The 10,651-nt window shown below is 67.2% G+C and carries 16 protein-coding genes and 1 pseudogene; 14 read left to right on the forward strand and 3 right to left on the reverse strand.

Translation table 11 applies throughout. From position 1 onward, the window contains the following. The first annotated feature begins 109 nt into the window (after positions 1–109). On the forward strand, positions 110–1,711 hold the full coding sequence (locus ACWDTP_RS18555; RefSeq protein ID WP_450022316.1) for a carboxylesterase/lipase family protein: 1,602 nt from the start codon (positions 110–112) through the stop codon (positions 1,709–1,711). A gap of 5 nt (positions 1,712–1,716) precedes the next feature. Beyond that, complete coding sequence (locus ACWDTP_RS18560; protein ID WP_450022318.1) at positions 1,717–2,070, forward strand: nuclear transport factor 2 family protein; 354 nt, start codon at positions 1,717–1,719, stop codon at positions 2,068–2,070. Between the two features lies 1 nt (position 2,071). Here ACWDTP_RS18560 and ACWDTP_RS18565 read toward each other — a convergent pair whose 3' ends face one another. From ACWDTP_RS18565 to ACWDTP_RS18575, 3 genes are all read right to left on the reverse strand, one after another. After that, positions 2,072–2,770: a TetR/AcrR family transcriptional regulator gene (locus tag ACWDTP_RS18565; RefSeq protein WP_450022320.1), complete on the reverse strand. Its 699-nt coding sequence runs from the start codon at positions 2,768–2,770 to the stop codon at positions 2,072–2,074. Further along, complete coding sequence (locus ACWDTP_RS18570; protein ID WP_450022322.1) at positions 2,736–3,548, reverse strand: alpha/beta hydrolase; 813 nt, start codon at positions 3,546–3,548, stop codon at positions 2,736–2,738. The genes ACWDTP_RS18565 and ACWDTP_RS18570 overlap by 35 nt, the downstream gene beginning before the upstream one ends. A gap of 128 nt (positions 3,549–3,676) precedes the next feature. Next, positions 3,677–4,141: a hotdog fold domain-containing protein gene (locus ACWDTP_RS18575; RefSeq protein WP_450022324.1), complete on the reverse strand. Its 465-nt coding sequence runs from the start codon at positions 4,139–4,141 to the stop codon at positions 3,677–3,679. Positions 4,142–4,579: 438 nt separating this feature from the next. Between ACWDTP_RS18575 and rpsJ the strand changes: the two genes are divergently transcribed. The 12 genes and pseudogenes from rpsJ (at position 4,580) to ACWDTP_RS18635 (ending at position 10,579) form a co-directional block, all read left to right on the forward strand. After that, complete coding sequence (gene rpsJ / locus ACWDTP_RS18580; protein ID WP_003883485.1) at positions 4,580–4,885, forward strand: 30S ribosomal protein S10; 306 nt, start codon at positions 4,580–4,582, stop codon at positions 4,883–4,885. A gap of 14 nt (positions 4,886–4,899) precedes the next feature. Then, a complete protein-coding gene (rplC, locus tag ACWDTP_RS18585; RefSeq protein WP_450022326.1) occupies positions 4,900–5,553 on the forward strand; it encodes a 50S ribosomal protein L3 in 654 nt (217 codons plus the stop codon). Continuing rightward, the gene (gene rplD / locus ACWDTP_RS18590) at positions 5,553–6,200 is read left to right on the forward strand and encodes a 50S ribosomal protein L4 (RefSeq protein ID WP_450022328.1); all 648 of its coding nucleotides are present in this window, start codon (positions 5,553–5,555) and stop codon (positions 6,198–6,200) included. The genes rplC and rplD overlap by 1 nt, the downstream gene beginning before the upstream one ends. Next, positions 6,200–6,502, forward strand: a complete 303-nt coding sequence (gene rplW, locus ACWDTP_RS18595; RefSeq protein ID WP_450022330.1) for a 50S ribosomal protein L23 — start codon at positions 6,200–6,202, stop codon at positions 6,500–6,502. Before rplD ends, rplW begins: the two co-directional genes overlap by 1 nt. Before the next feature lie 23 nt (positions 6,503–6,525). Next, entirely contained in the window at positions 6,526–7,362 is an 837-nt protein-coding gene (rplB, locus tag ACWDTP_RS18600; RefSeq protein WP_450022331.1) for a 50S ribosomal protein L2, read from the forward strand. A gap of 12 nt (positions 7,363–7,374) precedes the next feature. After that, positions 7,375–7,656 (forward strand): 30S ribosomal protein S19, encoded by a 282-nt coding sequence (rpsS, locus tag ACWDTP_RS18605; protein ID WP_450022333.1) that lies wholly within the window; start codon positions 7,375–7,377, stop codon positions 7,654–7,656. Between the two features lie 31 nt (positions 7,657–7,687). Continuing rightward, a pseudogene (gene rplV, locus ACWDTP_RS18610) lies at positions 7,688–8,155 on the forward strand (50S ribosomal protein L22); the annotation flags it as partial. A 14-nt stretch (positions 8,156–8,169) separates the two neighbouring features. Further along, on the forward strand, positions 8,170–9,012 hold the full coding sequence (gene rpsC / locus ACWDTP_RS18615; protein WP_450022334.1) for a 30S ribosomal protein S3: 843 nt from the start codon (positions 8,170–8,172) through the stop codon (positions 9,010–9,012). Between the two features lie 2 nt (positions 9,013–9,014). Beyond that, positions 9,015–9,431 carry a 50S ribosomal protein L16 gene (rplP, locus tag ACWDTP_RS18620; RefSeq protein WP_450022336.1) on the forward strand — a complete coding sequence of 139 codons (417 nt, stop codon included), beginning with the start codon at positions 9,015–9,017 and terminating at the stop codon, positions 9,429–9,431. After that, positions 9,431–9,664: a 50S ribosomal protein L29 gene (gene rpmC / locus ACWDTP_RS18625; protein ID WP_450022338.1), complete on the forward strand. Its 234-nt coding sequence runs from the start codon at positions 9,431–9,433 to the stop codon at positions 9,662–9,664. Before rplP ends, rpmC begins: the two co-directional genes overlap by 1 nt. Next, positions 9,664–9,966: a 30S ribosomal protein S17 gene (gene rpsQ / locus ACWDTP_RS18630; RefSeq protein WP_450022340.1), complete on the forward strand. Its 303-nt coding sequence runs from the start codon at positions 9,664–9,666 to the stop codon at positions 9,964–9,966. Before rpmC ends, rpsQ begins: the two co-directional genes overlap by 1 nt. Positions 9,967–10,063: 97 nt before the next feature. Further along, the gene (locus ACWDTP_RS18635; RefSeq protein ID WP_450022342.1) at positions 10,064–10,579 is read left to right on the forward strand and encodes an NUDIX hydrolase; all 516 of its coding nucleotides are present in this window, start codon (positions 10,064–10,066) and stop codon (positions 10,577–10,579) included. Positions 10,580–10,651: the final 72 nt, after the last annotated feature.

The raw sequence follows: 10,651 nt of genomic DNA on the forward strand, positions 1-10,651 counted from the left end.
CTCCTCCCGGGTGGGCATGCGGTTCTTGACGGGTGTCAATTATCATCATATGTGATCGGCGCCACGCAACGCGACCGAACCCGTCGATCCGCTCGGTAGGCTCCCACCCATGCGGTCGCACCGGCGAGTGATTGCGTTGCTAGCCGCCATCGGCGTGCTGGCGCTTTCGGGTGCGGGATGTGCCCGCGGTGGCGGCCAGGCGGTGCCGGTCGCGCCCATCGAGAGCGATCCGGCGCTGGTCCACACCGACGCAGGAGACCTGCGTGGCGCGGTGGCTCCCGATTACCGGATCTTCGCCGGAATCCCTTATGCGGCACCGCCGGTCGGACCGCGGCGGTTCGCGTTGCCTGCCCCGGCCCCGGGCTGGCCGGGTGAGCGCGACGCCACCCGGCCGGGCCCGCGATGTATTCAGGACCCGGCCGCCGATCCGGAACAGAGCCGCAACACCGCAGAGGACTGCCTCACCCTGAATGTCTGGACACCACCGGTGTCCGGTGCACGCAAGCCGGTCATGGTGTGGATCCACGGCGGCGCGTTCGTCAGCGGCAGCAGCGACGTCTACGACGCGCACCGGCTCGCCGCGCGCGGTGACATCGTCGTCGTCACCGTCAACTACCGGCTCGGCACGCTGGGCTTCCTGGCCCACCCCGCGCTTGGCCCGGCGGGCGACGTCGGCAACTACGGCCTGGCCGATCAGCAGGCCGCACTGCGGTGGGTGCGCGAGAACATCGCCCACTTCGGCGGCGACCCGGACAAGGTCACCGTCGCCGGTGAGTCCGCGGGCGGAATGTCGGTGTGCGATCACCTGGTGGCGCCAGGATCCGCCGGGCTGTTCCGTGCCGCGATCCTGATGAGCGCACCGTGCCAGGCGCAGGCCGACGTGGCCACGGCGGGAGCGCGCAGCATCGACTACGCGGCGGCCGTGGGGTGCGCGGATCCGGTGACCGCGGCGGCCTGCCTGCGCATGCTGCCGGTGGACCGGCTGCGGAAACCGGTGTGGTACTTCAATATCGGTAGTGACGCCCTGACCGGTCCGGTCACCGGAACCAAGGTGCTGCCGGTATCGCCGCTGACCGAGTTCGGTGCCGGGCGTGCGGCCAAGGTGCCCGTGCTGATCGGCACCACGCGTGATGAGTTCACCTTGTTCGTGGCGTTGCGCTACCTGCGCGACGGCGCGCGGTTCCCTCCGGAGAGTTATCCGCACCTGCTTTCGGAGACCTTCGGCGCGGACGCCGCCGCGGTCGGCACCCAGTACCCTCCGGAGCGTTACGGCGGTGTGGCGCAGGCATACTCGGCGGCGGTCACCGACGCCGAGTTCTCCTGCATGTCCGGCAGCATCGCCCACGCGCTGACCCGCACCGGTACGGTCTACGCCTACGAGTTCGACGACCGCGACGCGCCTGCGCCCGAGGCGATGCGGACGCTGCCGTTCCCGGTCGGGGCCAGCCATTCGTTGGAGCTGCGCTACCTGTTCGACGTCGGTGGCGCCCAGCCGCCGACCCCCGCACAGGTGCGGTTGTCGGATCAGATGATCGAATACTGGAGCCGGTTCGTCCGCAACGGGAATCCGGACGCCGAGGGATTGCCGGACTGGCCCGCGCTGGACGGTGCGGGTGCGCGGATGTCCCTGCGGCCGGATGGCAGCCGGATGGCGGAGGGGTTCGGGCGGGAGCATCGGTGCTTGTTCTGGGATGGCCTGAAGGAGAAATGAATCAGATGTCGACGCCGGACCCGCGAGAGTACGCCGAGGCCTGGGTGGCGGCCTGGAACGCCCACGATGTGGCCGCGGTGCTCGCGCATTTCCATGACGACGTGGTGTTCAGCTCACCCGTCGCCGCGCGGGTGCTCCCGGGCAGCGGCGGGGTGCTGCGGGGTAAGGAGGCGTTGCGCCACTACTGGACCACCGCGCTTGCGGGCATGCCGGACCTGCATTTCGAGGTGGTCGAGGTGTATCGCGGTGAATCCGCCCTGGTGATCAACTACCGCAATCAGCGCGGCGGGTTGGTCAACGAGGTGTTGATATTCGACGGCGGCCTGGTGCGCGAGGGGCACGGCACCTACCTGGACTGACTCAGGCCGGATTCGGCGCGGCGAGAAGTCCGGCGATGAGCACGTCGAGCAGGTGTCCGTAGGACGCGGCGGCGTCGGCCGTCTGGGTCAGACCGGCCTGTTCGATGGTGACCGCACCGTGTACCGCGTTCCAGACCGCCTGGCCGGCTTCGATCGGCTCGGTACCGCCGGCGTCGGCGACCACCGCCCGGATCAGATCGACCAGGGTGTCGAACACCAGCCGTCCGCGTTCGGCGACAAGCGAGGACCTGTCCTCCAGTGGGCTGCCGCTGGCGAAGACCAGCGCGTACCGGGCGGGGTGGCAGAGGGCGAAGTCGCGGTAGCCGTCGCAGGCGCGGCGAAACCGCTCGACCGGTTCGATATCGGAGGGCACCGTGATGGCGTCGGCCAACTCGTCCAGTGCGCGCATGGCCAGGGCGCCGATCAGCCCCTCCTTGCTTTCGAAGCGGTTGTAGACGCCCATGGGCGCAACGCCCGCCTGCGCTGCCACGGCGCGGATCGTCACACCCTTGGCGCCCGTGCGATCGAGAACAGCCTCGGCCGCACTCAGCAGTGCGGCCGAGACCTGTTCACTTGCGGTTCGGCGTCGGGACGCCGATGGGGCTCGGGTGTCCGTGGTGCCTCCCCGGTTCGAATCGTCGATCAGTGTCCGGTACTCATCATCCTCATCGTGATGTCGAGCGTGGTGCGGTGACGTCACGGTGTTCGAGCCAGCTCAGTGCGGTGTCGGCGACTTCGGGCCAGCCGTGGTCGACGGTCAACGAGTGACCACGCCCGGCGAATTCGTGGAAATCGGTGACCGCAGGCGACTTCGCGTACCTCTTGAACGCGCCCTTGGCCGTGACGTAGGGAACCGTGTGATCGGCGGTGCCCGCGGTGATGAGCAGCGGGCCCCGAGCGGGGTTCGAGGTGTCGACCTTCGCCGGTGACGAGACCGCGAAATTCGCTGTGGCGGCTTCGAACAGCGGCTTGCCCGGCGACGGGATGGCCAACCGCTCCCACAACTCGTCGGACTCCGCCCGGTCGAGGGCGTTGCCGAAGGCGTAGCGGAACTGCTCACGGGTGAGGGATTTGGCCCGGCCCCGGTTCAGGGGATTCCCCAGCACCGGGAACGCGGAGCGCAGCTGGGTGAACGGTAACGCCGTGATGCCCTTGATCGGTGCGGGGTCGATCGCTATCGCCGCGGCCGCCTTGTCCTCGCCGAGCAGCTTCTGCGCGATCAACCCGCCGAACGAATGGCCGATCACCACCGGCGGCTCGTCGAAGCCCTCGAGAACCTTGGCGAAGTGCGAGGTCAACTCGTCGATTCCGTAACCCGCCTGAGCGCTCGGGTCGGAACGGGTTTCGGCCACCGTCGCGGCCTCACCGGGCCATGGGGGAGCGACGGCGGTGATGCCGTTCGCGGCGAAGCGGTCGATCCACGGCTGCCACGCGGTATGCGGCAGCCACAGCCCGTGGATGAGAACGATGTTGGTCATTGGTGCCTCCTTGTCGGGTGGCCATCGTTATGGAACATTGTTCTATAAGAATGGCAACGGTAGTAACCCGTCCAGGCGGCGGGGGATTCCGGTGGTCGGCGTGAGGGTGGTCACGCCCGACGGCGGAGTCAGACCGGGGTGACCCAGGTGGTGATATCGGCGTGGACGACCTCGACGCCGGCACGGTCGGTCACGCTGACCGCCACCACGACGTCGGTGCCCTCGGTGAGGGCGGTGAAGTCGGGCGGGTCCAGCCGGGCCGTCGCCCGCAGCGATGTGGTGGCCTTGGCGAGGTAGGCCACGTTCATCGCCTTGGGGATCCATCGGTGGCCGGCCGGCACGGTGGCCTCCATCAACATGCCCATCGCCATCTCGGCGGCGTTGCAGGAGGCGATCGCGTGCACGGTGTGCAGGTGGTTGTAGATGAAGAACCACTTGGGCACGTCGACCTCGGCCAGGCCCGGTTCCATCCGCCGGACGTGCGGCAGGATCGAGGCGAAATAGGGCACCCGGGCCATGGCCGCGGCCGAGAACAGCCGGGTGCCCAAGGGCTTGCCAGACAGCTGCTGCCACGCGCGGTAGGTGGCGGTCATGAGCCCTACCTTACTCGACGGTAAGATAGTGGCTCGGTCGCCGCCGCGCCCGAGTGTGGGGCCTGTGCACGCTTGCGGGCCGTTTTGCGTGCATAACGCCCACGGTCACGCCGCTTCCGACCTGCTCGGTCGCGGATTTGGATGACGCCAGAATCTAGGGCATACTGTTCGGGTTGCCTTGCGCCGGGTGTATGCCTGGCCGGGCATACGACCGGCGCCCACCACGGGCGCATCCGGTCCCAATTCGATCGCGACAGATTTTTCGGAGCGAGAGAATGTGCGTGAGGGCGACACGCCCGACCGCGGGGATCGGTGGACCACAGACAGGTAAACAGCGGCGGCAAGACTCGGCGTAATCCGCGCCGGGGCAACCAGGCCCGACTGGGATTCCCAGAGGCGGCCGGCCGATGTACGAAGCAGGAGCGAGGTAGGAGAAGCGTGGCGGGACAGAAGATCCGCATCAGGCTCAAGGCCTACGACCATGAGGCGATTGACGCCTCGGCGCGCAAGATCGTCGAAACGGTCACCCGTACCGGCGCGAGTGTGGTGGGCCCCGTGCCGCTGCCGACCGAGAAGAACGTGTATTGCGTCATCCGGTCCCCGCATAAGTACAAGGACTCGCGGGAGCACTTCGAGATGCGTACGCACAAGCGGCTGATCGACATCCTCGACCCGACGCCCAAGACCGTTGACGCTTTGATGCGCATCGATCTGCCGGCCAGTGTCGACGTCAACATCCAGTAGGAGACCCGAGAAAAATGGCTAGAAGAGGCATTTTGGGCACCAAGCTGGGCATGACGCAGGTGTTCGACGAGAACAACAAAGTCGTCCCGGTGACGGTCGTGAAGGCCGGCCCCAACGTGGTGACCCGCATCCGTACCACCGAGCGCGACGGCTACAGCGCCGTGCAGCTCGCCTATGGCGAGATCAGCCCGCGCAAGGTCAACAAGCCGGTCACCGGCCAGTACGCCGCCGCGGGCGTCAACCCGCGCCGTCACCTGGCCGAGCTGCGGCTCGACGATGAGGCCGCGGCCGCCGACTACGAGGTCGGCCAGGAACTGACCGCCGAGATCTTCGCCGACGGCGTGTACGTCGACGTGACCGGCACCAGCAAGGGCAAGGGCTTCGCGGGCACGATGAAGCGCCACGGCTTTTCGGGCCAGGGTGCCGCGCACGGTGCCCAGGCGGTGCACCGTCGTCCCGGTTCCATCGGTGGCTGCGCCACCCCGGGCCGCGTGTTCAAGGGCACCCGGATGTCGGGCCGGATGGGCAACGACCGGGTGACCACGCAGAACCTCAAGGTGCACAAGGTCGATGCCGAGAAGGGCGTCATCCTGATCAAGGGCGCGATCCCCGGACGCAACGGTGGTCTGGTGGTTGTCCGCAGCGCAGTCAAGCGAGGCGAGAAGTAATGACTCTCAAAGTTGATGTGAAGACTCCGGCAGGCAAGACCGACGGTTCCGTCGAGTTGCCCGCTGCACTGTTCGATGTTGAGCCCAACATCGCGCTGATGCACCAGGTGGTCACCGCGCAGTTGGCCGCCAAGCGTCAGGGCACGCATGCGACCAAGACCCGCGGTGAGGTCTCCGGCGGTGGCAAGAAGCCGTACCGGCAGAAGGGAACCGGCCGGGCCCGCCAGGGTTCGACCCGCGCTCCCCAGTTCACCGGTGGTGGCGTCGTGCACGGCCCGCAGCCGCGCGACTACAGCCAGCGGACCCCGAAGAAGATGATCGCCGCCGCGCTGCGCGGGGCGCTCTCGGACCGGGCCCGCAACGAGCGGATCCACGCGGTCACCGAGCTGATCGAGGGGCAGACGCCGTCGACCAAGAGCGCCAAGGCGTTCCTGGCGACGCTGACCCAGAACAAGAAGGTGCTCGTGGTCATCGGCCGCACCGATGAGGTCGGCGCGAAGAGCATTCGCAACCTGCCTGGCGTGCACGTGATCTCGCCGGACCAGCTGAACACCTACGACGTGCTCAACGCCGACGACGTGGTGTTCTCGGTCGAGGCCCTGAACGCTTACATCGGCGCGAATACCAAAGAGGAGGTGTCGGTCTGATGGCAACGGTTACCGACCCCCGCGACATCATCCTGGCCCCGGTCATCTCGGAGAAGTCCTACGGACTGATCGAGGACAACGTGTACACGTTCGTGGTGCACCCGGATTCGAACAAGACGCAGATCAAGATCGCCGTCGAGAAGATCTTCGGCGTCAAGGTCGATTCGGTGAACACCGCCAACCGTCAGGGCAAGCGCAAGCGCACCCGCACCGGGTTCGGCACGCGCAAGAGCAGCAAGCGCGCCATCGTCACGCTGGCCGCAGGCAGCAAGCCCATCGACCTGTTCGGAGCGCCGGCATAGCCGGCAGAGAGACCTAGAGAATCATGGCAATTCGCAAGTACAAGCCGACGACCCCCGGTCGTCGCGGTGCCAGCGTCTCCGATTTCGCCGAGATCACTCGTTCGACTCCGGAGAAGTCGCTGGTTCGCCCGCTGCACGGCAAGGGTGGTCGTAACGCACACGGCCGCATCACCACTCGGCACAAGGGTGGCGGCCACAAGCGCGCCTACCGCGTGATCGACTTCCGTCGCAACGACAAGGACGGCGTCGACGCCAAGGTCGCACACATCGAGTACGACCCCAACCGCACCGCCAACATCGCGCTGCTGCATTTCCTGGACGGCGAGAAGCGTTACATCATCGCGCCGTACGGCCTCAAGCAGGGTGACGTCGTCGAGTCGGGCGCCAACGCCGACATCAAGCCGGGCAACAACCTGCCGCTGCGCAACATCCCGGCCGGCACCGTGATCCACGCGGTGGAGCTGCGGCCCGGCGGCGGTGCCAAGCTGGCCCGCTCCGCCGGTGTCAGCATCCAGCTGCTCGGTAAGGAAGGTGCCTACGCCTCGCTGCGCATGCCGTCGGGTGAGATCCGCCGCGTCGACGTGCGCTGCCGCGCCACCGTCGGCGAGGTCGGCAACGCCGAGCAGGCCAACATCAACTGGGGCAAGGCCGGCCGCATGCGGTGGAAGGGCAAGCGCCCCACCGTTCGTGGCGTCGTGATGAACCCGGTCGACCACCCGCACGGCGGTGGTGAGGGTAAGACCTCCGGTGGCCGTCACCCGGTGAGCCCGTGGGGCAAGCCCGAGGGCCGCACCCGCAAGCCCAACAAGCCGAGCGACAAGCTCATCGTCCGTCGCCGGCGCACCGGCAAGAAGCGCTAGGAGTAGATAGCGATGCCACGCAGCCTCAAAAAGGGTCCGTTCGTCGACGACCATCTGCTCAAGAAGGTCGACGGTCAGAACGAGAAAAACACCAAGCAGGTCATCAAGACCTGGTCGCGTCGGTCGACCATCATCCCGGACTTCATCGGGCACACCTTCGCGGTGCACGACGGCCGCAAGCATGTCCCGGTGTTCGTCACCGAGGCGATGGTCGGGCACAAGCTCGGCGAGTTCGCTCCGACGCGGACGTTCAAGGGTCACATCAAGGACGACCGGAAGAGTAAGCGGCGATGAGCGCTCGCGCGAAGAGCAGAGGACTCAGTTAATGACTGCCACCATCGAATACCCGTCCGCGACCGCGAAGGCGCGCTTCGTGCGCGTCTCGCCCACCAAGGCCCGGCGCGTCATCGACCTGGTCCGCGGCAAGCGTGTCGAGGACGCCCTCGACATTCTGCGGTGGGCGCCGCAGGCCGCCAGCGAGCCGGTCGCCAAGGTGATCGCGAGCGCTGCCGCCAACGCGCAGAACAACGACGGCCTGGATCCGGCCACCCTCGTGGTGGCGACGATCCACGCCGACGAAGGCCCGACCGCCAAGCGGATCCGTCCGCGCGCCCAGGGGCGTGCGTTCCGGATCCGCAAGCGCACCAGCCACATCACCGTGGTCGTTGAAAGCAGGCCGAGCCGTTCCGACCGGGGCGCCTCGTCGGCCTCCTCGCGTTCGCGTCGCGCTCAGGGCAGCAAGGCGGCGTCGGCCAAGAAGACCACCGAGACAGCAGCTTCCGAAGAAGCGAAGGGAGGCTCGCAGTAGTGGGCCAGAAGATCAACCCCCACGGTTTCCGGCTCGGTATCACCACCGAGTGGAAATCCCGGTGGTACGCCGACAAGCAGTACAAGGACTACGTCAAGGAAGACGTCGCGATTCGTCGCCTGCTGGCCACCGGCCTGGAGCGGGCCGGTATCGCCGATGTGGAGATCGAGCGCACCCGCGACCGGGTCCGCGTTGACATCCACACCGCGCGCCCCGGCATCGTGATCGGCCGCCGCGGCACCGAGGCCGACCGGATCCGCGCCGACCTGGAGAAGCTGACCGGTAAGCAGGTGCAGCTCAACATCCTCGAGGTGAAAAACCCTGAGTCGCAGGCTCAGTTGGTCGCCCAGGGTGTTGCCGAGCAGCTGAGCAACCGGGTCGCGTTCCGTCGCGCCATGCGCAAGGCGATCCAGTCGGCCATGCGTCAGCCCAACGTGAAGGGCATCCGGGTGCAGTGCTCGGGCCGCCTCGGCGGCGCCGAGATGAGCCGCTCGGAGTTCTACCGCGAGGGCCGGGTCCCGCTGCACACGCTGCGGGCCGACATCGACTACGGCCTGTACGAGGCCAAGACCACCTTCGGCCGGATCGGCGTGAAGGTGTGGATCTACAAGGGCGACATCGTCGGTGGCAAGCGTGAGCTCGCCGCCGCCGCGCCGGCCGCCGACCGTCCCCGTCGTGAGCGTCCGTCGGGCACCCGTCCGCGTCGCAGCGGTTCGTCGGGTACCACCGCGACGAGCACCGAGGCCGGTCGTGCCGCGAGCACTGATGCGCCCGCCGCCACCGAGGCTGCAGCCGTCGAGGCTGGAGCCAATTCCGGCACGCCGGAAGCAACGGAGAGCTAATCATGCTGATTCCCCGCAAGGTCAAGCACCGCAAGCAGCACCACCCCCGCCAGCGTGGCATCGCCAGCGGTGGCACGCAGGTGAGCTTCGGTGACTACGGCATCCAGGCCCTTGGCCACGCCTACATCACCAACCGGCAGATCGAGTCCGCTCGTATCGCCATCAACCGGCACATCAAGCGTGGCGGCAAGGTGTGGATCAACATCTTCCCGGACCGCCCGCTGACCAAGAAGCCCGCCGAGACCCGGATGGGTTCGGGTAAGGGTTCGCCGGAGTGGTGGGTCGCCAACGTCAAGCCTGGTCGCATTTTGTTCGAGATCAGCTACCCCGACGAGAAGATCGCCAGGGAGGCGCTGACTCGCGCAATCCACAAGTTGCCGATCAAGGCCCGCATCGTGAGTCGAGAGGAGCAGTTCTGATGGCAGTGGGAACTTCGCCTGGTGAACTGCGCGAACTGAGCGACGACGAGTTGAAGGACAAGCTGCGCGAGTCCAAGGAAGAGCTGTTCAACCTGCGCTTCCAGATGGCGACCGGTCAGCTCGCCAACAACCGTCGGCTGCGCATTGTGCGTCAGGAGATTGCACGCGTGTACACCGTGCTGCGTGAACGTGAGTTGGGTCTGGCGTCCGGGCCCGGCGGTGAGGATTCGTAATGGCAGAGACCAAGGGGGCCGGCCCCAAACACACTCCGCGCACCGAGAAGCCCCGCGGCCGTCGTAAGACCGCCATCGGCTATGTGGTGAGCGACAAGATGCAGAAGACCATCGTGGTCGAGCTGGAAGATCGTAAGAGCCACCCGCTCTACGGCAAGATCATCCGGACCACCAAGAAGGTCAAGGCGCACGATGAGAACGGTGACGCCGGTATCGGCGACCGCGTCTCGCTGATGGAGACCCGGCCGACGTCGGCCACCAAGCGGTGGCGGCTGGTCGAGGTCCTGGAGCGGGCCAAGTAAGTTCCCCGCGCGAGCAGACACAAAAGTGCCCCAATTCTTCGGATTTGGGGCACTTTTGTGTCTGCTCGGCAAGGGAAGGGAGGGGAGGGGCACATATATGGTCGACGAACTCGTCGCGGTCTACGACGCCGACGGAAACTGCACCGGCGTCGCGCCCCGCTCCAGGGTGTACGCCGAAGGTCTCTGGCACGCCAGTGCCGGGGTGCTGGTCCGGTCGACCGGCGGTGAGCGGATCTACGTGCACCGGCGCACGACCACCAAGGCAGTGTTCGCCGGTATGCACGATTGTCTGGCCGGCGGTGTCGTCGATCCCGGCGAATCGCCGGTACAGGCCGCGACCAGGGAGTTGGCCGAGGAACTCGGCATCACCGAGGTGCCGCTGGCGCAGTTGGCTCGCGCGGCCTGGGACGGGCGGTGGGCCGGAAAGCCCATGCGCTGCCATCTGTTCGCGTTCGAAGTCCGTTGCGACGGGCCGATCAGCCACCAGCCCGAGGAGATCGCCGACGGCTGGTGGTGGACCGACGCCGAACTGTCCCGCCATCTGGCCGATCCGGACTGGCCGTTCGTCCCCGACACCCGGGTCCTGATACCGCACCTCCTGCGCTCGCATTAGACCGCGAGCAGACATGCCGGTACCCGGAAAGTCACGAAATGGGGTACCGCCGCGTCTGCTCGCCGAAGAAGC

This window comes from Mycobacterium sp. NPDC003449 (assembly GCF_053588415.1).

Bases quoted from the DNA above. Each gene is read 5' to 3' on its own strand.
- ACWDTP_RS18555 (WP_450022316.1), top strand. From the start codon at position 110: ATGCGGTCGCACCGGCGAGTGATTGCGTTGCTAGCCGCCATCGGCGTG.
- ACWDTP_RS18560 (WP_450022318.1), top strand. From the start codon at position 1,717: ATGTCGACGCCGGACCCGCGAGAGTACGCCGAGGCCTGGGTGGCGGCC.
- ACWDTP_RS18570 (WP_450022322.1), bottom strand. From the start codon at position 3,548: ATGACCAACATCGTTCTCATCCACGGGCTGTGGCTGCCGCATACCGCG.
- ACWDTP_RS18575 (WP_450022324.1), bottom strand. From the start codon at position 4,141: ATGACCGCCACCTACCGCGCGTGGCAGCAGCTGTCTGGCAAGCCCTTG.
- rplC (WP_450022326.1), top strand. From the start codon at position 4,900: ATGGCTAGAAGAGGCATTTTGGGCACCAAGCTGGGCATGACGCAGGTG.
- rplD (WP_450022328.1), top strand. From the start codon at position 5,553: ATGACTCTCAAAGTTGATGTGAAGACTCCGGCAGGCAAGACCGACGGT.
- rplW (WP_450022330.1), top strand. From the start codon at position 6,200: ATGGCAACGGTTACCGACCCCCGCGACATCATCCTGGCCCCGGTCATC.
- rplB (WP_450022331.1), top strand. From the start codon at position 6,526: ATGGCAATTCGCAAGTACAAGCCGACGACCCCCGGTCGTCGCGGTGCC.
- rpsS (WP_450022333.1), top strand. From the start codon at position 7,375: ATGCCACGCAGCCTCAAAAAGGGTCCGTTCGTCGACGACCATCTGCTC.
- rplP (WP_450022336.1), top strand. From the start codon at position 9,015: ATGCTGATTCCCCGCAAGGTCAAGCACCGCAAGCAGCACCACCCCCGC.
- rpmC (WP_450022338.1), top strand. From the start codon at position 9,431: ATGGCAGTGGGAACTTCGCCTGGTGAACTGCGCGAACTGAGCGACGAC.
- rpsQ (WP_450022340.1), top strand. From the start codon at position 9,664: ATGGCAGAGACCAAGGGGGCCGGCCCCAAACACACTCCGCGCACCGAG.
- ACWDTP_RS18635 (WP_450022342.1), top strand. From the start codon at position 10,064: ATGGTCGACGAACTCGTCGCGGTCTACGACGCCGACGGAAACTGCACC.